Below are 22,296 nucleotides of genomic sequence, written 5' to 3'. Positions count from 1 at the left end.
TTTTGGAAAAAGGCTCCACCAAATCTATTAAATTAGAGTTAAGGTGAAGCCTAAGTAAAAAACATTTTATCTATCTTATATCAATATGGATTAAATTTTTTTGATGTTAATGTAAGATTTCGCCTTCCGTTTCTCTAATAAATAGGATTGTAATCAGTGTAATAACCATGAAAACCTGAATAAAAGAAACCGTTGCTCCAAATACCCAACCTAATCCAATAACAAAACCGATTAAAGATGGAGCCACAGTGTTTGCCCAACGTTGTCCGCCAACACCCCAGCTATATCCTACACCACGTACATTTGTTGGATAGATTTCTCCAAACCATGTGTTCCAAACGCCCCATGCCCCTAAGCTAAAGAATCCTAAAGCGAAGTTGAATGCGTATAGTTGGAATACACTCGAAGAATATGCAAATGCAAACCCAAAGATCGATGCAAATAATACGAAAGCAAACATGACTTTTTTACGTCCATATTTACTAGTTAGGTGTGCAGCTACGATATACCCTGGAATCTGCGCTACAGCCGATAATGCAACGAAACCTAAGCTTTGTCCCATTGATAAGCCCTTTTGTTGTAATAATGTTGGAATCCACGTATACAATCCCCAATATCCAAAGGAGAAACAGAAATTGACGATTGTTTGTAATGCTGTTGTTTTTATCATTTTCGTTTTGAAAATTTCAAAGATACTACCTTGTTTTACTTTAGAGACATACAATTCTGTGCCCTGGCTAACCACTGTTTTACCTTCACTTAATTCAGAAATAATTTGCTTTGCCTCGTCTGTTCTTCCCTTTCCTGCAAGCCAGTAAGGAGATTCAGGAATTTTTCTAATGACGAAAGCCCAAAATCCAGCTAGCGAACTAATAAAAATGATTGCTCTCCAACCGCCCAATACCCCGTCCAAATCCATAAGTAAACTGGTTATTCCTAGGGCAATTAAAGTACCAATTGGCCATCCTGCGGATAAAAATACTGCTGCTTTACCACGCTGTTTAACTGGGAGCATTTCTTCGTAATATGGAAAGATACAAGCAAGTACACCACCCAAAGAAAAACCGGATAATAAGCGCAATGTGTAAAGTGTTTCATAGTTTGGTGAAAATGCACTGACAGCTGAAACCACTCCATATAAGAGTAAGCTGTAAATAATCGTTTTCTTTCGTCCGATTTTATCTCCAACAATCCCCCACACATATGTCCCCGGAATCATACCTAAGAAAATTGCACCAATAAGGGAACCTACTTGGACAGGAGTTAAAGAAAATTCAGCGGCGATAGCTCCACTAATCATAATGATAATCATCATTTCCCATGCCTCGATTACAAACGCCATAAATAGCGCTATCCCTACAAATCGATGTTTTTTTGTAAATGGCATGTCTTCAAAAAAAGTACCAACTTCAACGGTTTTCTCTTGAGACTTAGCAGAAGCTACCACTTCCATTTAACTCACTCCCTCATTCATAATGATAAAATTATTTCTTACTTAAAACCGGATTATATAAGTTAAACTCCTCCACCTCCTTTGCCGGAGGAGATTGATACCCTACCTTCTTGCTGTGGGTCCAGGATAATTTTTGTTTTATTTCTACTAGAAATTCTGCGTATTTAAATGGCGCACAGCTCGCGTCAATGACTGGCACGCCTAATTCTTGCTGCAATGAATCAAAGAAACCAAACTCGCCTGTACAGCCTAAAACAATGACATCTGCCCCATCTTTCTCGATCGCTTCATTCGCTGCCGCCCTGATTCTTCTCTTTGTTTCTTCAGGATCCTTCTGGAAATCATGCACCCCGAGCTCAAGCGATTTAAATGACGCCAGTTTATGTGCAAAGCCGTATTTGTGGACATTTTCTTTCATTTCCGGAATCCACTTTTTTCTGCCCACAAGAATCGAGAAATTTTCTCCAAGCGTGGTGGCAATGTGCAAAGCAGCTTCAGCAGGTGCGGTAACAACCATTTTTTCAGCCACTTCCCGGCAAGCTCTTAAAGCGGGATCATAAAAACAGCCGAGAATTGCCGCGTCATACCCGTCCTCTTCCGCCTTTTTCACAGTCCTGATCAGTTCTGGAATGACCATTGCTTCATAGCAGTTATACTCCACGTGGATCGGTCCTGGTCCAGCAAAAGAAACAACATCCACCACTGTGTCCGGGCTTTTAAAACGTTCAAATTGTGTTCTAAATTCTTCATCAAAAACATCTGTGTGCAATGGATTAATAAACAAAATTTTCTTGCTAGCCATTTTTTAACCTCCCGATTTTTAAAAATTCAGAATAATAACTATCTTTTTTTATATTACCATAAACATTTAAGTAATAGCATAATTATTTTCGAAAAAAATAAATATTTTTAATATTAATTTAATTTCAGTTTTTTAATCTCGTAATAGTGACTTTTTCAGAACCATTTAACCAGATACGTTCGCCAACTTTTTGCAAAAGATCTAGATAAGTAAAGTCAACCTGGGCAAAAACGTTAACCGGTTCATCCCCTTTGTTGCTTCGTGTATGTTCAGCACCATAGTAAATAGCTAAAACTTCTAAAACGTCAGGTTCAGACTCAAGAGGCCAATCCCTCCAGTAGACAATTTCCCCAATACTAGTAGATATGGTTTGGTTTTCTCTTTTTGGCATAGAAGTAGACGGAAATTCAAAATTCACTTCACGACCGGACCAGCGTGAATGCGTAACTGTCTGCGAAAAGGGAAGTGCCTCCCAAACGATTTGACACGTTTGGGGGGCTTTATCTTCTTGTAATGTTGCCGGGAAACTTTCCCCGTTTTCAAATGTGATTAATATTCGGCGCATATTTCACCTCTTAACCTATTCTGTTTTTTTTACGATAAATAATGGTTTCTTGTTCGTTCACTTCTAACAATTCACCACTTATGACAACACCATACTGCTCTAATGCCGTTTGAAGGTCAATATACCCATCGATGACATCTTCAAGCACACGATCGACGTCACGTTCAAACGGATGCCCAAATCCGCCGCCGCCTCCTGTTTTCACAATCACCTTGTCTCCATATTTCATTGGTTTTGCATTTATTTTCAGGGCTTTTTCTTCTTTTTCTCCACTTAAAATAGTAACTTCTGGTGATGCTGCCTCTTTACCATCAAAAAGTCCCCAAGCAGGTGTTTTTGAACGCTCTAACCAAAGGTATAAAAAAGCTTCATCTGCAGAAACCTCGTAACCTCTAATAATTCCGAGACCTCCTCGGTTCTTTCCTGCTCCTCCTGAATTCTTTCTAAAGCCATAGGTGGTTACTTTAAAAGGGTATTTATCTTCAAGAACCTCAATAGGCAGGTTCTTGAAATCACCATTAACATTATTGATTAATCCGGATTGGCCATCATTAGCAGCAAAGCCTCCCCAGCCGCCTGCCGTAGCTTCTACATTTAGAAATGACGTGTTACGACGCGGATCAATCCCTGAGAACGTTATGATCATCGAATCCCCGTAATGTGCACCCGCACTTCTTTCCTTAAGAGCTGGAGACAGGGCTTTAACGACAAGATCGATGAGCAAGCCTAGTGCAGAAAAATACCAAACACACGCTGCCGGCTCTTGCGCACTAAAGATCGTTCTTTCTGGTACCACAACATTTAACGTTTTAAAATTCCCGCCCGTGACAGGCGCATCAGGACTAATTAGCTCTTTAAAAGCTACCCGGCAGGCTGAGATTGTCTGTGCCAATCCACAGTTGGTCATTCCTCTAACTTGTTCGCTGGAGCCAGTGAGATCGATCGTAATATTTTCCCCTTCAACGGTCACTTTTACTTTTACTGGTACAGGTTCCTCCGACACTCCATCATTGTCCAAACAACCTTCGGTCTCATAAACTCCATCAGCAATTCTCGCAATCATTTCGCGGTCTAAAAGTTCAGATTGCTTGAAAATATCCCGAATGGAGCGGTTTACTTTTTCTAAACCGAATCGGCTGATGATCTCATGAAAACGTTTCTCTCCAGTACGGCAGGCAGCAATTTGAGCATTAAGATCCCCTAGTGCAGCATCCCGAAAACGGCTGTTAGTAATAATAAGATTAATAACATCTTTACGAGCCTGACCAGCATCGTATATTTTTGTAGGCGGAATACGTACTCCTTCCTGGTAGATTTCTGTAGCATCCATGGAGAAACCTGGGTCCTGTGCACCTACATCAAGCCAGTGGGCACGATTCGCAGTGAAACCGATCAATTCATCCTCATAAAAAACAGGGGAAATAACGGTAATATCGTTAAGATGTGTACCAGTTAGATAAGAGTCATTCATGATATAGACATCACCAGGCAGATAATTTTCGACCCCGCCAATCGACGCTGTAACGATTTTTATGCACTCATCTAAATTTCCTAGAAAGATAGGAAGGCCTGCTGATTGACCCAGCAATTCTGCGTTTCTATTAAAAATACCAACGCTGCAATCCTTCATTTCGTATATGATCGGAGAAAAAGAACTTCTAGCCAGACTTGCATTCATTTCATGTGCGGCAGAAATTAACGCATTCCGAATAATTTCCGTTGTAATCGGGTTTTCTAAAAATTGACTCGTTTTAACCGCTGCTTTAGCATTCATATTATTATCGTTCCTCCTTCGTGATTTCAAGGTTCCCTAACCGATCAACCTCAACTCGATAACCACTAGGAATAACCGTTGTAGTTCGAGGATCTTCTACAATTGCTGGTCCATCAAAACGATGGCCATACTTCAAATGAGCAGTCGTCATAACTGGTGTATTTTTTTCTGACCCTTTCCAGATGACTTGTTTGTTCGTTCTTGAAACGACATCTGTTTCAGTTTTAACAGTTGTTTCCTTTTCTGCTTGTTCCTCTTTTTCTAGCTTTCCGTAGCCAGTTATTCGTAAATTTACTGCTTCAATAATTCCATCCGGATTGTTATGACCATAAATTTTCCCATGCATTTCATGGAAAAGTCCGGCTAACTGAATCATGGATTCCTCATCATTGATTTTAATATTTAAGGGTACATTCACTGTGTATTCCTGGCCAACATAGCGAATGTCCACCGTTTTCTGAAATGACATATCAGCTTCTTTCACTCTTTGCTGAGTTAAAATATTGATAGTTTCTTGCTCCATTTCATCATATAGACCAACCATCTTCTTCTTGTCACTATGGTCTAATACAGATACAAATGTTCTTACAGCATCATGACGAATATCTGTTTGAAGCATGCCCCAAGCCGAGAAAGTGCCAGCAACTGTTGGGACAAGGATTTTCGTTATTCCAAGAAGATCAGCGATTAACACGGCGTGCATCGGACCAGCTCCGCCAAATGCGACAAGCGCGAAATCACGTGGGTCAATCCCTTTGCTTACTGTTAACGTACGAATGGCGTCCGCCATTTTTGCATTGGCAATATCACAAATCCCTTCTGCTGTTTCTAGTACTCCTAAACCTAGCTGATCAGCAATTTGTTTTACCGCTTGATAGGCAGCATCACGGTCTAATCTCATGTTTCCGCCAAGAAACCCTTCCTCATCCAGACGTCCTAACACTAGGTTGGCGTCCGTTACAGTTGCTTGAGTACCTCCATTTCCATAACAGGCAGGACCTGGGTCTGCTCCTGCACTTTTTGGACCTACACGTAATCCCCCGCCCTCGATCCAGGCAATGGAACCACCACCCGCCCCAATTGTGTGAATATTAACCATTGGTGTAAGAATAGGAAATTCTTCTAGACTAGTTTCCGACGTAACATCTGGTTCACCGTCAATAACAAGGCTTACATCAAAACTTGTTCCACCCATATCGACACAAATTAAGTTTTTATAGTCTGTCAGTTTACCAAGGCTAATACTTCCAATTGCACCACCAACCGGACCGGACATTAGCGTCTGGATTGGCATTTTCTTTGCAACCCCGGATGTCATCACCCCGCCATTGGATTGCATAATATATAAGTCTCCTTCTAACCCTTCTTGTCCCGTTCTGTCTTCTAGACTAGCAAGATAGTTTTCAACAATCGGTGCTACATAGGCATTGATCACCGTCGTACTAGTACGTTCGTACTCACGCCATTCACGAGCAATTTCATGCGATAGCGATACTGAAATGTGAGGTGCTTTTTGTTTAATAAACTCTTTTACTTTTGTTTCATTTTCTGGGTTTTTGTATGAGTGTAAAAGACTTACCGAAACGGAGTTAAATCCTTTTTCGATAATTTGATTGACCACTTCATTCAAATGGTTAAAGTCTAGATTTGTCTCGACTGTACCGTCAGCTAACACTCTTTCCTTTACCTCAAAAACGTTACGGCGCTTTACTAGAGGTTCCGGTTTTCTATATGTAATGCTATACATATCAGGACGATTCGCACGGCCTATTTCATAAATATCCCTAAATCCTTCCGTGACAATTAAGGCTACATTCGATCCTTTTCGTTCAAGAAAGGCATTAAGTCCTGCTGTTGTTCCATGTACGAAGTAATCGATTTCACTAAAGTCCTCAACTAGATTTTTCATACCCTCCAATACACCATCTGACAGGTTCTTTGGAGTAGTTAAAATTTTCTCTGTTTGATATTTCGCTTCTTGCTTGTCATAAAGAACTAAATCCGTAAATGTTCCCCCTATATCTATCCCTAAACGATACCGCGTCACAAAAACCGCTCCTTTTCATGCTATATTTTTAAAAGTGTCTGCATTATTTCTAAGCCCTTAATCTATTTATATATTTTCACTGCTCAATACTTCTGCCTTGCCTGTATGAGTGAATTCCTTAGAAAGAATATTCAGTCTTTCGCAACCATAATCAGTTACAAAAACGATATCCTCGATCCTAACACCAAACTTACCGCTTAAATAAACCCCTGGCTCTATGCTTATGACCATACCTTCTTCTAACAGCTGATCGTTGTTAGAGGTTACAAACGGTTCTTCATGAACCTCGATTCCTAAGCCATGGCCAGTACGATGAGTAAAATATTCTCCATATCCGGCATTACTGATAATATCTCTTGCTGCCTTGTCAATATCCATCAAAGGCACTCCTGGTTTTACAGCCTTAACGGCTGCTTCCTGTGCTTGTTTCACTATTTCATAGACTTTTAACATTTCGTCTGAAGGTTCTCCTCCAACTAATACCGTTCGGGTCATGTCTGAACAATAGTGGTCTTTAATACCTCCCATATCAATGACAACCATATCTCCAGCTTCAATAGGAGTGTTATCTGATAAATGATGGGGGATCGCTCCGTTTTTCCCCGCACCTACAATCGGATTAAATGACAATGTATCAACTCCTTGCAAGGCGAAAAGGCGCTTAATCTCATCCGCTGCCTCTTTCTCGGTAAGACCAGGTCGAAGGTATTCAATTACTTGTTGTAATACTTTATCTGCGATCGCACCTGATTTCTTCAGTAGTTCGAATTCTTTTGAATCTTTATTTAGTCTTGACTTTCCAATCACTTGCGTACCATCCACAAACGATATTTGATTTTTCAATTGTATAAGCTTAAGTAGGTTTTGACTCGGCCATAGATTATCGATTGATACGGTTCCATTTAGTGGCAGAATACTTGCCAATAACTCCAATGAATTCTCTCCATCCTTCCAGAAAGCGTTTTCAAAAAGTCCGTTGAACGGGACTTCTTCTTTTGACATTTCATGAACCACCATGGTTGGCTTTCCAGCTTTAGGGATGACAATCGCCTGCAATCTTTCATGGGAGTCCAGCCATGTCCCGCTAAAATAGAAAAAATTCGGTGGTGAAGTGACTACAACAGCTTCTAAATTTAATTCTTCTAATTGTTTTTGTACTTTATAAATACGGTTTTGATATGACATGAATACGCCTCCTCAAATTTCATAGATAGAAAGCCCTGCTTTTTTAAAAAAAGGCAAGGCTTTCTATCTGCTATTACTCTCGATGGTAAATGTTATTTTATTTTAAGGCTGTGTTAAACTTGTCTGTTGATTTCCGCTCCTGGCACTTCCAACATTAGCTTTAACACAGCCTATTTTAAAAAATATAGGTTATCTGTTAACTAATACCCAAACAAGTTCGCAATCTTCTTGTCCGTCGTTATAGGCCCAGTGTTCTTCGCCATGGGGAATAAAGGTGGCTTGTCCCGCCGAAACTCGGTATTCTTTTCCACCACTCATGGTTAAAATGGAGCCTTTTAAAAAAATAGCGTATTCATCTTGCTCATGTGAACCCGTTCCTTGGAGTGGAATCCGGGCACCTGCTGGAACGGAAACCGTGCCGATCGAAGCACGGGCCCCTTCAATGATGGATTCATCAAATAGTGTTTTCATTATTATTCCCGGGCGGTCTTCCTTAGCCACATCTTCTAATGTAATTACATTCATTTATTTCGACTCCTTTGCTAGACGTTCTGGAGATAGTTCTTTTACTTCTATAGTTGATGCATCAAGGATTACCCCATAATCATTTTTTGCTTGCTCGACAGTGATATACTCATTTTTCACGTCGCTAACCACCTTCTCAACGGGTCGTTTCAGCGGGTCACCGTATCCGCCACCCGATGCTGTTACAAGGCGGGCAACATCATTTTTATTTAACGGATATTGATTATACTTACCATATGGTCCGTCGACTTCACCGTTCGCTTTTACAATCTCAAAATAATTATTAGAACCATCTTTTCCTTCTTCTGCTCCCCATACATCATATTTATGGCGACCAAAGGATGCGGTAAAGACCTGATTATCTGTTAAAGCACGGTAAGAACGGATAACACCCTGACCACCGCGAAATTCACCTGCACCAGCTCCATCAGTAGATAGGCTATACTCATCAACTAAAACACCATTTCTTGTTTCGCACACTTCTACTGGGATATTGAAGGTTTCCCCATCCAGGATACAGAATTGACCGGAAGCTCCATCCGCGCCTTCTGCTCCTCCCCATCCACCAACAGATGGTTCAACAATCAAGAAACGCTCATCCGTATCTTGATGTTTACCTGAAAGAATCGCTACACATACTGATAAGAAATGGCCTGCAGATAAACGTTCAGGCACAACCGGGGCTAACGCTTTCCAAATTAAGTCTGTTCCAAATAACATCGACTCCCAATACATCGAAACAGGGGCTGGGCGCATCGCATTAAAGATCGAGCCTTTATCGGTAATAACATGAAGCGGGCGGAATGATCCATCATTTACATCTTGAGAAGGATTGGTTACGGCAAGATATACAGTGCGGACAGCAGAAACTAAACCCGTATAAGTAGTATTGATTGAACCAGTCACTTGCGGATGGCTGCCACGGAAGTCACAAATAAACTGATCATCGGTAATCGTCACCTTCACCTGTACTCGGAATGGACCTTCTTCAATACCATCATCATCGATATAATCGACTGCTTCATACGTACCCTTCGGTATTTCTTTTAAAGCTTTAAGTGCTAATTGTTCACCATGCTCTAAAAGATAATTAATAGAGTTAAGCACAGTATCTTTTTTATACTTATCACACAATTCTTGAACTCGTCGTTCACCTGTTTTCAGTGCAGCTACCTGAGCCCACATATCCCCTAATGAAAGATCTGGAAAGCGGACATTTGCAGCTATAATATCCACTACAGCCTGATTCAATTTCCCTTCGTCAAATAATTTTATACAAGGAAATTGCAGGCCTTCTTGATAGATCTCTGTTGAATCGGTAGACATAGATCCAGCGTCTTTTCCTCCAACCTCTGTCCAGTGCGCTTTGTTCGCGGAAAAAGCGATTAACTCTCCTTGATAAAAGATCGGCATAACCAATCCAACATCACATAAATGGGAGCCGCCCCCGCCATATGGATCATTAATCAAAATGATGTCCCCCGGTTTTAAATCACCTGGTTTATTGTATCTTTCAACTGTTTCGCGAACCATGAAAGAAAGCATCCCAATAAAGCCGGTTACTCCGTTCCCTTGTGTTAGCAATTGGCCTTTAGAATCCATAAGACCGCTCGCATAGTCTAAAACTTCATATATAATCGGACTCATTGAAGTACGCGCTAAGGCATAAAACATTTCTTCGCCAATCGCAACTAATGAATCTTTAACAATATCTAATGTAAATGGATCTACTTTTGGTGCAACTGTATTTGCCATCGTCTTATACCCCCGTCTCAATGATTAAATTGCCATAAACGTCAACAGTGACCGATTGCCCAGGGTAAACAACTGTTGATGCAGATGACTCTTCCACAATGGCTGGCCCTTCAATAGCCGCATCTGGTGTTAACTGTGCTCTGTCATATACCTTTGTTTCAATCCATCCATGCTCTTCATATAATACTGGTCTTACTTCTTTTAATGCACTTTCTAAAGATGCGCCGGTATTTTCCAGTTTAGCCAATTCAGGCTTCTTAACTGAACCAAGAGCTATTAAGTGCAGGTTAACAATTTCAGTTGACGACTCTTCCAACTTAAATGTATATAATTGCTCATGTGTTTCATGGAACTTATGAATCACTTTCTGCATTGTTTCTTTAGTTATTTCTCCGTTAGGAACTGGAACTTTCACGGTATGCTCTTGACCGACATAGCGTAAGTCTACAAAACGAGTGAAGAGAACGTTTTCCTTTTTTACACCTTCTTGATCATACTGAGAAATAGCGTCTGTTTCCTGTTTTGCCAGGGTTCCATTAAGCTCTTCATAATCAATGCCTTCAACTCGACGAATAAAGGTTTGGATGTAGTCATGACGCAAATCTGTCATAAGCATTCCCCAAGCTGAGAACACAGAAGTTGCTACTGGAACAATAACCTTTCGTACGCCAAGCTCTTTTGCAAGTGCCGGAGCATGCATAGAACCTCCCCCGCCAAATGCTACTAAAGCGAAATCACGTGGATCATAGCCTTTTCTCACCGAAATAAGTTTTAGTGCATTAAGCATATTGGAATTGGCAATTCGGATTATTCCAAGAGCTGCTTCGTCAACCGATGTATCAAAATGGTTAGCAATTTTTTCTTGTATCGCGTTTCTTACGCTTTCCATATCGACAGCGTTATCGAAGTTTTTCGGTGAAAGCCGTCCAACCACAAGATTCGCATCAGTAGTAGTAGGTTCTGTTCCGCCTTTACCATATGCGATAGGTCCTGGCAAGGCTCCTGCTGATTGCGGACCAACCCTTAAAGATCCACCGGCATCAATCCAGGCAATTGAACCGCCACCGTTACCGATTTCAACTATATCGACCACTGGAACTTTAATTGGATAACCCGCAGTACGGTCTGTACGTTCAATATTATACTCAGTTGTTACCTTTACTTCGCCGCCGTCGATCAGAGAACATTTCGCAGTTGTTCCACCAATGTCAAAGGCAATGATATTTTCTTCACCAAGGATTTTTCCTAAGATAGCTGATCCATAAATTCCTGCAACTGGTCCTGACTCTACCATATTGATTGGTGTTTGCTTTGATTGCTCAAATGTGGTCGTGCCGCCATTTGATTGCATAATATATTTGTTAGATTTATTGCCCACTTTATTTAATTCATTTTCAAGACGATCGACATAAGAAGAAGCAATAGGTTTAACATATGAGTTTAATACCGTTGTACTAGTGCGCTCATATTCCCTCCACTCTCTTGTTACCTCGTGGGAAGCAGTAACCGCAACATCAGGCCATAATTCATTGATAAGCTCTACTGTTTCTTTTTCATGTAATGGATTGCTATATGCATGCAGGTAAGAAACAGCAATCGCTTCCACATTTTCTTTCTTAAAGTAATGAACAATTTCTTCTATTTGTCCTTTATTTAAAGCTTGGATTACTTCCCCTTTGTAGTTCAAACGTTCTTCTACTTCTTGTCGTAAATAACGCGGAACAAAAGGAGTAGGTTTTTGATATTGGATATTGAAGAGATCAGGACGATTTCCACGTGCTATCTCTAACACATCACGAAATCCCTTAGTTGTAATTAATCCTGTCTTCACACCTTTTCGTTCAGTTAACGCATTAATAATGACAGTGGTTCCATGAATAAAAGTCTCCAACTGTTCTGTATTGATACCGCTTACACGGATAACATCCAAAACTCCTTTTTCAAAATTCGGGGGAGTTGTATGACTTTTAGCAACCCCAATTTTCCCTTGTTGATCAACAAAAACTAAATCAGTAAATGTTCCGCCAATGTCTGTTGCTACTCTCATGATTTAACCACCCATCTTAATAAATAATTTTTATATTGAGCAAGTCATTTAAAAAATGACTGGCGTTACAAAACAAAAGACCTTTGCATCATGATCAAGTGGATTCGTAATGGAATGCGGGATAGTCGATGGAAAGTGAATGGTATCACCTGGTTTTAAGATGTATTCCTTTCCTTCAATAGTTACGATCATAGCGCCCTCAAGAATGTAATAGAACTCTTCACCTGGATGGGTCACAATTTTTTCTTTAGGCTCACCAGGAGGAAAAGTCACTAACAAAGGTTCCACTGCTCTTCCTGGAAACTCCCCCCCGAGCCGGGTATAGATCGCCCCTGCCCCCTCAATTCTAAATGGTTTTTGTTCTTCTACTGTTACTTTATAATTTTTATTGGCAAAATCTTCAAAAAAATCAGTTATAGGAACATCGAATGCATCTGCTAATTTTTTCAATGATGTAATAGCTATTGAAGATGCAGCACGTTCAACTTGTGATAAAAAACTGATTGAAAGGCCTGTTTTCTCACTTAAATCCTTAAGTGTGAGTTTTTTTTCAAGCCGTAACTCTCTGATTTTCTTCGATACTTCTTCTTCCATTTTAAGACCCCCAACGAGTAAAACATTTAAAATATATCGTAATTATTTAAGTAATACTGTATTTAATTTCATACTACCATATTATTTTTTAAATTAACAGTATTTTTAAAAATTTTCGGAAGAAAATAAACAACCTGTATCTTTGAAAAACGATTCAAAGAATACAGGTTGATAATTACTGGATGGTGCTCGCACCTATCTTATTTAGAAAACAATCCTTTTAGGGCAAATGCTACGTTTTGCGGTCTTTCTGCCAATCGACGCATGAAGTACCCAAACCAGTCGTCACCAAATGGAATGTATACACGCATTTTGTATCCCTCTTTTACTAAACTGAGCTGCATTTCTGTTCTAAAACCATACAGCATTTGAAATTCAAATTGATCATTTGAAATATTATTCTTTTTCGCAAATTCTTTTACTTTAGCAATTATATTATGGTCATGGGTAGCAATTGCTGTATAGGTGCCGCTCAACAAATGCTCTTTGATTATCCTCATGTAATTTCCATCAATCTCGTTTTTATCCTGAATTGCAACTTCTGGAGATTCCTTATAAGCACCCTTTACGAGACGGAGAGGAATTCCTTTTAAATCTTTCACATCTTGCTCGGCTCGATTTAAATAAGCTTGTATCACGGTTCCCACATTATTAAAGTCTTCGCGAAGTTCTCTTAGAATGTCTAATGTAACCTGGCAATGTGCATGATCTTCCATATCGATTCTGACAAAATTCTTCGTTTTTTTAGCTGTTTCTAGTATTCTACGCATGTTATCCAGGCAAAATTCTTTATCAATATCCAATCCAAGCTGGGTCATTTTAACTGATAGATTGCTATTTACCTCAGCTCTGAAGATTGCTTCTAATGTTCTTACATTATATTCCGTAGCTTCTATAGCTTCCTCTCTGCTCGAAACAAATTCTCCCAAATGGTCGAGAGTACAGACTAACCCTTTTTCATTTAACTTTTTAACACTTTTAATTGCACTTTCGATGGTAACCCCTGCGACCACTTGAGATGCACCAAACCTTAAGCCCCATTTCTTTGCTGCCTTATTTAAGGATTTGTTTTGTGAAGCGTGAAGAAACATATTTTTCGAAATCTCTGCAATCATTTCCAATCCCCCTAAGATTAATATTAAATCCTTACTCTCTATACTTTATTTCAAAGATTCACTCGTTGTTTTCGCTTGCATATGCAAAATTAGATAATCAGGACCTCCTGCTTTTGAGTCGGTTCCTGACATGTTAAATCCGCCGAATGGTTGGTATCCAACGATCGCTCCTGTGCATCCGCGATTGAAGTAAAGATTTCCAACATTGAATTCCTGTTTTGCACGCTCGATGTGTTCCCTATTGTTTGAAAGCAATGCACCTGTTAATCCGTAATCGGTGTTATTCGCAATTTTCATCATATGATCAAAGTCACGTGCCTTACAGAAAGCTAGAACAGGGCCAAAAATTTCTTCCTGCATTAATCGTGCATTTTCGTCCACATCAGCGAAAATCGTAGGCTCTATGAAGTAACCTTTAGAATCGTCAGTATTGCCACCTGTCACAAGGACGCCCTCTTCTCTGCCAATTTCAATATACTTAGAAATCTTTTTGTATGAATTAGCGTCAATGACTGGCCCCATATAAGTGTCGGCGTATTCCGGGCTGCCAACCTTTAATGTTTTAGTTAATGCCACTGCTTTTTCTAGTACTTCATCATAAACATCCTGGTGCACCACTGCACGAGAACCAGCTGAACATTTTTGTCCTGAAAACCCAAATGCAGAATATACGATTGAAGATGCTGCGAGATCCAAATCTGCATCATTATCTACGATAACGGTATCCTTTCCACCCATTTCTGCAATCACACGCTTTAACCATATTTGACCAGGATGTACTTTAGCTGCACGTTCATAAATGCGGCAGCCCACTTCACGGGAGCCAGTAAAGGATATAAACCGAGTGTTTGGATGATCAACAAGATAATCTCCTACTTCCGAACCGCTTCCTGGAATATAATTAAGAACTCCCTCTGGCAGTCCAGCTTCTTCCATTACTTCAACGAACTTCGCTGCAACAACTGGTGTATTGTTAGAAGGTTTTAATAGAATCGTATTTCCGGCTACTATAGCTGCAGCTGCTGTTCCTGCCATGATTGCTAATGGGAAGTTAAACGGTGAAATAATGATTCCAACTCCTAGAGGAATATAATTGTAACTATTTACTTCTCCTTCACGGCTTTTTACTTGGGCACCGTCTTTTAATTCCACCATTTGGCGGGCATAGTATTCAAGAAAATCAATTGCTTCTGCTGTATCGGCATCTGCTTCTCTCCATGGTTTTCCAGCCTCTTTTACAAGGTAGCTTGAGAATTCATACTTGCGTTTACGAATAATAGAGGCTGCACGGAAAAGAATTTCTGCACGATTCATTGCATCCTCCTGTTTCCATGATTCGAATGAAGTCAGTGCAGCTTGCATCGCTTTTTCAGCTATTTCTTGATCTGCTTTAGATACTCTTCCAATGACTTCTTCTTTTTTAGCTGGGTTAGTGGAGACGATTTTCGCTTCCGTAGTAATGCGTTTTCCCCCGATAATTAGCGGATATTCTTTCTCAAGCTGTGAGTTAACAAAAGATAATGCTGCTTCAAATTCTTTCTTATTTACCTCTATTGAAAAATCTGTAAATTGTTCGTATTTGTAATCTTTAACCTTGCTTAATTCTGTTGTGTTCATGATTTTCTCTCCTTTTATTAAATAGTATATTTGTATTTTGAAAGATATTAATATTATGTTTCTTCTGCACAAAAGCCTGTTTACAACTGAATGTTGGTTCCAGCATTATGCTTTAAAGCTTTTTCATATAAATATTGCGCTACTACTAAATCCACAACGGCAAGACCGACAGATTTAAAAACCGTTTTTTCCTCCACGCTTTCTCTACCTTTTCGTTCACCACTAACAATTTCACCAAGCTCTGCATAAATATTGCTTTTGTGAAACAGACCTTCTTGAATCGGTATTTGCAAATCACCTGTTTCTTCTAGTGCAGCATGCCTCGATTCCACAACGACTTTCTCGGCCGTAGAAAAAACGTGAGATGGCAATTCCTGCATATCTGGGCGAAATGAACCGACGGCATTAATATGAACACCAGGCTTTATCAAATCTGTAAAAACCGGTGATAGAGAGTTCGTAGCCGTTACAATAATATCCGCTTCATGTACAACCTGATTTGAATCCGTACCCACTTGTACATCCACGCTAAATTTTTGATCAATGTATTTAGCAAACTCTTTAGCTTTTCTTGGCGTCCGGTTATAAAGGGAGACTTTTTTTATGTCTCGGACAGCTAGGATGGCTTCTAGTAAACCAGTTGCTTGTTCCCCTGTCCCGATTATGCTTACTATTTTAGAATCAGGTCGAGATAAATATTTAGTTGCAACACCAGTAAGTGCTCCAGTTCGTATCATTGTTAAATAAGAGCCTTCCAATAAAGCGAGCGGTTCACCTGTTTCAAAATCAAATAGAATAACTACTCCATTTATCGTTTTCTTACCTAATTTTTTATTACCTGGGACTACGTTTACTAGTTTTACTCCCACGCTCCTAAGCTCTTCTGCAACTGAGGGCATCACTAAAGCGGTGTTTTGAGAATTACCGAATGGCAGAGCCGAACGAATGGGAGTAATTGTCCGGGAGGCCGAAAATTCACTTAGTGCCACTGCAGCTTGTTCTATAACCTCATTCATATCTATTAAATTTCTTTGTTCATTAGCATTTATAACTAACATTCATCTTCCTCCTATCCCTCTTAATATATTTATCCTTCGTCTGTTATAAAATATTTTCAAGGTTTCAATAGTTGCTTACTGTATATTATTGCAAGAACTGTGCCAAAACAAAAAAAAAGCGAAGTTTGTCAATTTTCAGTAAACTGTGTTTACAACTTAACTTAAACAATGTATATTTTTATCAACAAAACTGTATACAAAGTGTATATTTTTTAAACATTTTTTTAAAATTTAATCAATCAAATCTTCGAGGTGGTATATGAAAAAAAACGATTCTTTTGTCCTTGATACCCTTCATACGTTGTTGTCTTCATTAGAAGAAGCCATTTCTGTCATAAACACAGATGGAGAAATGGTATTCTGGAACGAAGCAGCTGAAAAAACGTACCATATAAAAAAAGAAGAGATTATCGGAAGGAATATTCGCGATTTTTTTGAACAAGAGGATATTATGAATCTGAAGGTTCTCAAAACCCAGCAGTCCATCCGAGATATGTATCACATTCCACGGCCTGACAAGCATGTCTTAATAAGCGCGAGCCCTATTTACAATCAAAACAAAGAACTTATTGGCAGTATGTCAGTGGAAAAAGATATTTCCGCCACAATAAAATTAAATGAACAATTAACCTCTACTTCTAAAGAGTTACAGCAGCTAAAACAACAAATCACTCAAAACCATCTTGATGATCCATTTAATAAGATAAAAGGAAAAAATGCCTCAATTCAACAGATTATTCATGACACAAAAAAAGTAGCAAAGACAGGCGCAACGATTTTGATTAGCGGAGAAAGTGGTGTTGGGAAAGAACTTTTTGCCCAAGCCATACATGAAGAAAGCTCACGAAGCGAAAAACCATTTATTCCGATTAATTGCGGGGCGATTCCTAATGCCCTGTTTGAAAGTGAGCTCTTTGGTTATGAAGCAGGTGCCTATACTGGTGCTTCAAAAGGAGGAAAACCGGGGAAACTAGAATTAGCAGAGGGAGGAACTCTATTTTTAGATGAAGTAGGAGAACTTCCACTGGATATGCAGGTCAAACTTTTGAGGGCTTTACAAGAAAAAGAAATCTATCGCATAGGTGGACAAACGCCGATAAAAGTTAATGTTAGAATTATTGCCGCCACCAATCGTATTCTAGAAAATATGGTGTCAGATGGAACATTTCGTTCTGATTTATTTTATCGGCTAAATGTATTCTCTGCTCAGATCCCTCCCCTACGAGAAAGAAAAGATGACATTCCTTTTTTACTTTATGATTTTTTAAAAGAACTTTCTATCAAATATAACAAAGCAGTACCTGCAATTAATCGGAAGACAGTCCATCGATTGACCGAGTATCATTGGCCAGGTAATATACGAGAGCTGCGTAATTTAGTAGAGAGATTGGTTATACTTCACGAACGCAGTGAAATTTTTGAAAATGACATTGACCAGCTCCTACCGCAAGCAAAGCGAACTATTGATACTACAGTGCGATCATTATTTCATGAAAAAGAAAGATTAGAAAAAGAAAGAATCCTTCAAACACTTCAAACGACATATGGGAACAAAAGTATAACGGCAAAAGAATTAGGTATAACACGGGCTACTCTTTATAAAAAAATGAAGAAATATGGGATCATATCATATTTAAGGTAAATAGTTATTTGGCAATTCAAATAACGGCAACATTTGAACAGTTAATTGATCGGTTTGATATTGAAAATTTCTTATTAGATATGCCCGTTTTCTATGTCATATGGTTCTCCTTTTAATAATTTCGTATCCTTTTTGCCATCACCTTTGCCATCCATTTGCTTACTGGTTATAGTGATGAATTTGTTTGTTTCCTCAAGAGCATATACAGCAGTGAAAGCGGATAATGACATGAAAAAGAAAGCACAAAAATTAAGCCTTAATAAATCAGCATTTTTTGGCCAAAATAAAAAGCCAAACAAACGTTTAATTTATAGATTTTCCGTTAAGTTTTATTATGGCTTAAAAAGGGAACTTATTCACCATGTGATAAAAATACTATAGGTGAGAAAGGACTTGATTAGATTGAAAAAAGGTTGGCTAGGAATAGGGATTGTGGTCGGTGTTATTGTCATATTGGGCCTTATGTTCATGTCCAGCTATAATAGTTTTGTCAATTTAGAAGAAGATGTAAATCAATCTCATGCTCAAATCGAAAACCAACTTCAACGAAGGCTCGATTTAATTCCAAACCTGGTGAATACTGTAAAAGGATATGCGGCTCACGAAAAAGAAGTTATTGCCTCCATCTCAGATGCACGTGCACGGCTTGCCGGAGCAAAAACCCCCGAAGAAGAAGCAACCGCTAACGATCAATTATCTGGTGCTCTAAGCCGATTGCTTGTCGTCGTTGAAAATTACCCTAACCTGAAGGCAGACCAGCAATTTACTCAGCTAATGGATGAACTGGCTGGAACAGAAAACAGAATTGCCGTGGCCCGGAAGGATTACAATGAAAAAGTAGCAGAATTTAATAAAAAAGTGAAAAGATTCCCTAGCTCCATTATTGCAGGAATCGGCGGGTTTGATGCGAAAGAATATTTTAAAGCAAACCCTAAGGCTCAAGAAGCTCCAAAAGTTGACTTTGGAGGCAACGGGTAATGAATATGAAAAGGATCTTCAGCTTTCTGTTGGTATTTACCACGTTATTTCTTTGTGCAGCCCGTGCACTTGCTGAGGATGTCCAAGTACCTGCTCCAGTAGGAGATATTTATGTACAAGATTTTGCCCATGTCTTAAATGAAACAGAAAAAGCAGAATTAATCAATTTAGGCAGGAATCTTGAAGACCAAACAACTGCACAAGTGGCCGTGCTGATCGTTCAATCCATTGGCGGCCAATCCATAGAAGAATATGCAAATGAGGCATTCCGTCAATATGGGCTTGGCAGTCAGAAGGAGGATAATGGCGTCCTCCTTGTTTTAGCCATGAAGGAACATAAAATCCGGATTGAGGTAGGTTATGGTCTCGAGGGAAGAATTCCAGATGCTAAAGCTGGCCGAATCTTGGATCAATATGCTATTCCTTATTTGAAAAGTAACCAGCCGAACCAGGCTGTTTCGGAAACTTATAAAGCACTTGCCAATGAGGTCCTTGCCGAATATAACGGTGGTGACGGCCAAAAGACAGTACCGAAGGATGAAGGGATAGGAATTCCATCCTGGCTTCTCATCATCATTGTCCTTGTGGTGGTAGTTTTAGACTTTAAATTTTTCGGAGGCACCTTGACTTATTTTCTTCTATCCATCCTATCACGAGGTGGTGGAAGAGGAGGCGGCGGCGGATCTCGAGGAGGCAGCGGCGGATCCTCCGGCGGTGGAGGTTCAAGCCGAGGCTGGTAATCGAGTAGGAGGGGGTGACTAACCCCCGACCTCTCACACCACCGTACGTGAGTCTGTCTAACAATTGTTGTTGAATTTATCAAAGCTTTAATAAATTCAACAATATTTATGGCGAAAATAATAAAAATCCCAAAAATCATATAAAAAGGGGGCGAATCCCCCCTAAATCTTGTTATTAATTCCTTTACTCCGATTATATTTATCATTCTTTTAAAATTATAGGCAAGACAAATAAAGCTTACCTCAGTGTTTACTGATTCAAGCCCTCTTGTTAAAAAATATGTATAACCAAAATGTCGTTTTATGGTTCCAAAAAGATGTTCTATTTATAGAACCACTTTTCTTGTAAATATTATCTTTTTTAATTGTATTTTCAGTCACCTGGTCAATGATTTCTTCATTATTAAACCTAACAATAGATCTGCCGCCTTTTGCAGAAGTACATAACTCCTTTTTCCCACATTCATTAAAGTTTACACACGTGTAACGTTTGGAATCTTTGCCGTTTTGCTTTCCATTCCATTTAAAATTCAAACAGTAGCCCATCGGGCAAATAAAAACATCATCTTTTTGGTCATACTTGAAGTTTGATTTATCAAATCCGTTTTCAACCTTTTGTTGTTTTCCTTTTTGAGGCTTTATTAAGATCTCAGTCTTCTCATCAGCTACTTCTGTTATTTCAGACATATTAAAATAACCGGTATCAGCTATAGCTGTTATATTTTTGTTTTCAAATACTTTTTTTGCTTTTTTAACCATGTTTGATAATTGTCCTTGATCATTAACATCATTGACTACATCGTAGTCTACAAATAATTTATTTTTATTGTCTACAACTGCTTGAACATTAAAGCAAACTTCAAATTTCCCATTGTTCTTCATAGATTTTGCATCTGAATCGGTTAAACAAATTTGTTTTTTTCCTTGTTCTTTAAGCTCTTCTTTTATAGAGTTTAGCTGCTTTATTCTTTCTTGATAGCACTCTATTTTATCGGTAATTTTTTGTTTCATACTTTCATCATCAGTTGTATCTAATACGCCATTGATATATTCCTCAATTTTTGCTTCATAGTATTCTAATTTCTCTCTTATTATATTTTCATTATAGTGTTTATTCTTTGCACTACTTGCTTTTATCTTCGTACCATCAATTGCGACAAGGACTCCATCAATAAGACCAAACCCTTTTAACATAAGTGTAAATTCCTTAAACAACTGCTTAATGGCATTTTTGTTAATTTTCATAAACGAAGAGAGAGTCCCATGATCAGGTTTGATTTTCCCAATCAACCACATTAATTCAATGTTTCTAGTTGCCTCGATTTCCATCATTCGCGATGATCTGATTTTATTCATATAACAATATATATATAACTTAAGAAGATCTTGTCTTCTGTAGGGTTTTTGACCAGCACTGTTACCAGAAAAAATAACAAATCCTAGTTCCTCTAAATTTAAACTATCTACATATGCATCAATTACTCTTACTGGATTATCTTCATGAACATAGTCATCTAAAGTGTATGGTAACAAATTGATTTGTTTTCTATCTTCCCCAAGAATAAATGGCATATTAACATCTCCTTTACTTAATGTATTCGACATTAATATCCATTTTCTTCTAAATGTTCAAAACAAATTTAAAATTGTTAGACAGACTCACGTACCGTTCGGTATACGGCGGTTCAATTAAGTTTGACGTAGAAATTCATATCTTTGATATAGACTTTTGAGCCCTCGACTACTCCAATAAGAGTTATTGAGGGTTTAGACATGCAGCGCAGGGCCTGAATCCAGCTTTAATCGCGGTTTCCTCATCCGCAAAAAATACCCTTACCTTTAAGTCTCCATATTTAGCAAGAGCCCTTAAAGCCGCAGGACAATCCATTGTACCGTATACTTTTGTTTTGCGATGACCACCGTATGTACCTGGGGTTTCACTTTTATAAAATTTCCGATCCGCACCCATCAATGTATATGTTTTATAAGAACGATCGTTATCTACATTTTCACCCATTCCATTACCTCCAAAAACTTTAATATATACTTATACGACAAACTACATAATTCCTCTTGAAAAACGGTGACATAGAACTATTGAATTCTAAAGAACTTTTCCTCCCCAGGAACCAGCCATTTTTCTTCTTGAGGATAAATAAAGTCTTAACCCATTTATCTCTTACACCTGTATCGTGAAAAAAGCTTTTGGCTGATTGAAGGCTTTGACTTAATGGAAGAGAAGCAACGAATTTTTCCTGTCGACAATCTCACCAATGTAGAACCATACACTACGAAGCAAAGACTAAGTGAGAAAAGGATTTTTGAAAGACTTAACAAGCAGGAAAATATAATCAATCTGGTCCTTGAATTGGGCCCAAGTGTCAGGAGTCATTTTTAAT

General features: G+C 38.8%; 20 protein-coding genes and 1 pseudogene. 5 read left to right on the top strand and 16 right to left on the bottom strand.

Features of this window, described 5'->3' with window-relative positions; translation table 11 throughout:
• Positions 1 to 106: 106 nt before the first annotated feature.
• From COJ96_RS12135 to COJ96_RS12075, 13 genes are all read right to left on the bottom strand, one after another.
• Positions 107 to 1,453: an MFS transporter gene (locus COJ96_RS12135; RefSeq protein WP_098573533.1), complete on the bottom strand. Its 1,347-nt coding sequence runs from the start codon at positions 1,451 to 1,453 to the stop codon at positions 107 to 109.
• A gap of 31 nt (positions 1,454 to 1,484) precedes the next feature.
• Complete coding sequence (locus tag COJ96_RS12130; RefSeq protein WP_098573530.1) at positions 1,485 to 2,255, bottom strand: aspartate/glutamate racemase family protein; 771 nt, start codon at positions 2,253 to 2,255, stop codon at positions 1,485 to 1,487.
• A 124-nt stretch (positions 2,256 to 2,379) separates the two neighbouring features.
• A complete protein-coding gene (locus COJ96_RS12125) occupies positions 2,380 to 2,820 on the bottom strand; it encodes a DUF3830 family protein (RefSeq protein ID WP_098573527.1) in 441 nt (146 codons plus the stop codon).
• Between the two features lie 10 nt (positions 2,821 to 2,830).
• On the bottom strand, positions 2,831 to 4,594 hold the full coding sequence (locus COJ96_RS12120) for a hydantoinase B/oxoprolinase family protein (protein WP_098573524.1): 1,764 nt from the start codon (positions 4,592 to 4,594) through the stop codon (positions 2,831 to 2,833).
• A 4-nt stretch (positions 4,595 to 4,598) separates the two neighbouring features.
• A complete protein-coding gene (locus COJ96_RS12115; RefSeq protein ID WP_098573521.1) occupies positions 4,599 to 6,641 on the bottom strand; it encodes a hydantoinase/oxoprolinase family protein in 2,043 nt (680 codons plus the stop codon).
• Between the two features lie 66 nt (positions 6,642 to 6,707).
• Positions 6,708 to 7,826 carry a M24 family metallopeptidase gene (locus COJ96_RS12110; RefSeq protein ID WP_098573517.1) on the bottom strand — a complete coding sequence of 373 codons (1,119 nt, stop codon included), beginning with the start codon at positions 7,824 to 7,826 and terminating at the stop codon, positions 6,708 to 6,710.
• A gap of 189 nt (positions 7,827 to 8,015) precedes the next feature.
• Entirely contained in the window at positions 8,016 to 8,351 is a 336-nt protein-coding gene (locus COJ96_RS12105) for a cupin domain-containing protein (RefSeq protein WP_098573514.1), read from the bottom strand.
• On the bottom strand, positions 8,352 to 10,106 hold the full coding sequence (locus COJ96_RS12100; RefSeq protein WP_098573511.1) for a hydantoinase B/oxoprolinase family protein: 1,755 nt from the start codon (positions 10,104 to 10,106) through the stop codon (positions 8,352 to 8,354).
• Between the two features lie 4 nt (positions 10,107 to 10,110).
• On the bottom strand, positions 10,111 to 12,153 hold the full coding sequence (locus COJ96_RS12095) for a hydantoinase/oxoprolinase family protein (protein WP_098573508.1): 2,043 nt from the start codon (positions 12,151 to 12,153) through the stop codon (positions 10,111 to 10,113).
• A 48-nt stretch (positions 12,154 to 12,201) separates the two neighbouring features.
• Entirely contained in the window at positions 12,202 to 12,747 is a 546-nt protein-coding gene (locus COJ96_RS12090) for a helix-turn-helix domain-containing protein (RefSeq protein WP_098573505.1), read from the bottom strand.
• A 200-nt stretch (positions 12,748 to 12,947) separates the two neighbouring features.
• The gene (locus COJ96_RS12085; RefSeq protein ID WP_098573502.1) at positions 12,948 to 13,862 is read right to left on the bottom strand and encodes a proline dehydrogenase family protein; all 915 of its coding nucleotides are present in this window, start codon (positions 13,860 to 13,862) and stop codon (positions 12,948 to 12,950) included.
• A gap of 45 nt (positions 13,863 to 13,907) precedes the next feature.
• Positions 13,908 to 15,479: an L-glutamate gamma-semialdehyde dehydrogenase gene (gene pruA, locus COJ96_RS12080; protein WP_098573499.1), complete on the bottom strand. Its 1,572-nt coding sequence runs from the start codon at positions 15,477 to 15,479 to the stop codon at positions 13,908 to 13,910.
• Positions 15,480 to 15,559: 80 nt separating this feature from the next.
• Positions 15,560 to 16,537 (bottom strand): ornithine cyclodeaminase family protein, encoded by a 978-nt coding sequence (locus COJ96_RS12075; RefSeq protein ID WP_098573496.1) that lies wholly within the window; start codon positions 16,535 to 16,537, stop codon positions 15,560 to 15,562.
• A gap of 259 nt (positions 16,538 to 16,796) precedes the next feature.
• Here COJ96_RS12075 and COJ96_RS12070 point away from each other — a divergent pair, with 259 nt between their 5' ends.
• From COJ96_RS12070 to COJ96_RS12060, 4 genes are all read left to right on the top strand, one after another.
• The gene (locus COJ96_RS12070; protein WP_098573493.1) at positions 16,797 to 18,179 is read left to right on the top strand and encodes a sigma-54 interaction domain-containing protein; all 1,383 of its coding nucleotides are present in this window, start codon (positions 16,797 to 16,799) and stop codon (positions 18,177 to 18,179) included.
• Between the two features lie 228 nt (positions 18,180 to 18,407).
• The gene (locus tag COJ96_RS28635) at positions 18,408 to 18,560 is read left to right on the top strand and encodes a hypothetical protein (protein ID WP_180230092.1); all 153 of its coding nucleotides are present in this window, start codon (positions 18,408 to 18,410) and stop codon (positions 18,558 to 18,560) included.
• Positions 18,561 to 18,641: 81 nt separating this feature from the next.
• On the top strand, positions 18,642 to 19,157 hold the full coding sequence (locus COJ96_RS12065) for a LemA family protein (RefSeq protein ID WP_180230093.1): 516 nt from the start codon (positions 18,642 to 18,644) through the stop codon (positions 19,155 to 19,157).
• A 5-nt stretch (positions 19,158 to 19,162) separates the two neighbouring features.
• Complete coding sequence (locus COJ96_RS12060; RefSeq protein WP_098573580.1) at positions 19,163 to 19,897, top strand: TPM domain-containing protein; 735 nt, start codon at positions 19,163 to 19,165, stop codon at positions 19,895 to 19,897.
• Here COJ96_RS12060 and COJ96_RS29605 read toward each other — a convergent pair.
• From COJ96_RS29605 to COJ96_RS29600, 3 genes are all read right to left on the bottom strand, one after another.
• Positions 19,786 to 20,202, bottom strand: coding sequence for a hypothetical protein (locus COJ96_RS29605; RefSeq protein WP_373561689.1), 417 nt, complete (start codon positions 20,200 to 20,202; stop codon positions 19,786 to 19,788). The two genes, COJ96_RS12060 and COJ96_RS29605, sit on opposite strands and share 112 nt — an antisense overlap.
• Entirely contained in the window at positions 20,156 to 21,469 is a 1,314-nt protein-coding gene (locus tag COJ96_RS12050) for an IS1182 family transposase (RefSeq protein ID WP_180230090.1), read from the bottom strand. The genes COJ96_RS29605 and COJ96_RS12050 overlap by 47 nt, the downstream gene beginning before the upstream one ends.
• A 184-nt stretch (positions 21,470 to 21,653) precedes the next feature.
• Complete coding sequence (locus COJ96_RS29600) at positions 21,654 to 21,914, bottom strand: Ada metal-binding domain-containing protein (RefSeq protein ID WP_098573484.1); 261 nt, start codon at positions 21,912 to 21,914, stop codon at positions 21,654 to 21,656.
• 150 nt (positions 21,915 to 22,064) lie between these two features.
• On the opposite strand from COJ96_RS29600, the pseudogene COJ96_RS29215 reads away from it, so the two are divergent.
• Positions 22,065 to 22,292, top strand: a pseudogene (locus tag COJ96_RS29215) (helix-turn-helix transcriptional regulator); the annotation flags it as partial.
• Positions 22,293 to 22,296: the final 4 nt, after the last annotated feature.

The organism is Bacillus sp. AFS073361 (assembly GCF_002567005.1).
In the GTDB taxonomy this organism is placed as follows: Bacteria; Bacillota; Bacilli; order Bacillales; family Cytobacillaceae; genus Neobacillus.
The sequence above is the reverse complement of the archived record's forward strand: the minus strand, read 5'-3'. Positions and strand labels throughout refer to the sequence as shown.

What these genes read in the sequence shown, in the direction of transcription:
- COJ96_RS12135 (WP_098573533.1), bottom strand. Translation starts at nt 1,453, where the DNA reads ATGGAAGTGGTAGCTTCTGCTAAGTCTCAAGAGAAAACCGTTGAAGTT.
- COJ96_RS12130 (WP_098573530.1), bottom strand. Translation starts at nt 2,255, where the DNA reads ATGGCTAGCAAGAAAATTTTGTTTATTAATCCATTGCACACAGATGTT.
- COJ96_RS12125 (WP_098573527.1), bottom strand. Translation starts at nt 2,820, where the DNA reads ATGCGCCGAATATTAATCACATTTGAAAACGGGGAAAGTTTCCCGGCA.
- COJ96_RS12120 (WP_098573524.1), bottom strand. Translation starts at nt 4,594, where the DNA reads ATGAATGCTAAAGCAGCGGTTAAAACGAGTCAATTTTTAGAAAACCCG.
- COJ96_RS12110 (WP_098573517.1), bottom strand. Translation starts at nt 7,826, where the DNA reads ATGTCATATCAAAACCGTATTTATAAAGTACAAAAACAATTAGAAGAA.
- COJ96_RS12105 (WP_098573514.1), bottom strand. Translation starts at nt 8,351, where the DNA reads ATGAATGTAATTACATTAGAAGATGTGGCTAAGGAAGACCGCCCGGGA.
- COJ96_RS12100 (WP_098573511.1), bottom strand. Translation starts at nt 10,106, where the DNA reads ATGGCAAATACAGTTGCACCAAAAGTAGATCCATTTACATTAGATATT.
- COJ96_RS12095 (WP_098573508.1), bottom strand. Translation starts at nt 12,153, where the DNA reads ATGAGAGTAGCAACAGACATTGGCGGAACATTTACTGATTTAGTTTTT.
- COJ96_RS12090 (WP_098573505.1), bottom strand. Translation starts at nt 12,747, where the DNA reads ATGGAAGAAGAAGTATCGAAGAAAATCAGAGAGTTACGGCTTGAAAAA.
- COJ96_RS12085 (WP_098573502.1), bottom strand. Translation starts at nt 13,862, where the DNA reads ATGATTGCAGAGATTTCGAAAAATATGTTTCTTCACGCTTCACAAAAC.
- pruA (WP_098573499.1), bottom strand. Translation starts at nt 15,479, where the DNA reads ATGAACACAACAGAATTAAGCAAGGTTAAAGATTACAAATACGAACAA.
- COJ96_RS12075 (WP_098573496.1), bottom strand. Translation starts at nt 16,537, where the DNA reads ATGTTAGTTATAAATGCTAATGAACAAAGAAATTTAATAGATATGAAT.
- COJ96_RS12070 (WP_098573493.1), top strand. Translation starts at nt 16,797, where the DNA reads ATGAAAAAAAACGATTCTTTTGTCCTTGATACCCTTCATACGTTGTTG.
- COJ96_RS28635 (WP_180230092.1), top strand. Translation starts at nt 18,408, where the DNA reads ATGAAAAAGAAAGCACAAAAATTAAGCCTTAATAAATCAGCATTTTTT.
- COJ96_RS12065 (WP_180230093.1), top strand. Translation starts at nt 18,642, where the DNA reads ATGTTCATGTCCAGCTATAATAGTTTTGTCAATTTAGAAGAAGATGTA.
- COJ96_RS12060 (WP_098573580.1), top strand. Translation starts at nt 19,163, where the DNA reads ATGAAAAGGATCTTCAGCTTTCTGTTGGTATTTACCACGTTATTTCTT.
- COJ96_RS12050 (WP_180230090.1), bottom strand. Translation starts at nt 21,469, where the DNA reads ATGCCATTTATTCTTGGGGAAGATAGAAAACAAATCAATTTGTTACCA.
- COJ96_RS29600 (WP_098573484.1), bottom strand. Translation starts at nt 21,914, where the DNA reads ATGGGTGAAAATGTAGATAACGATCGTTCTTATAAAACATATACATTG.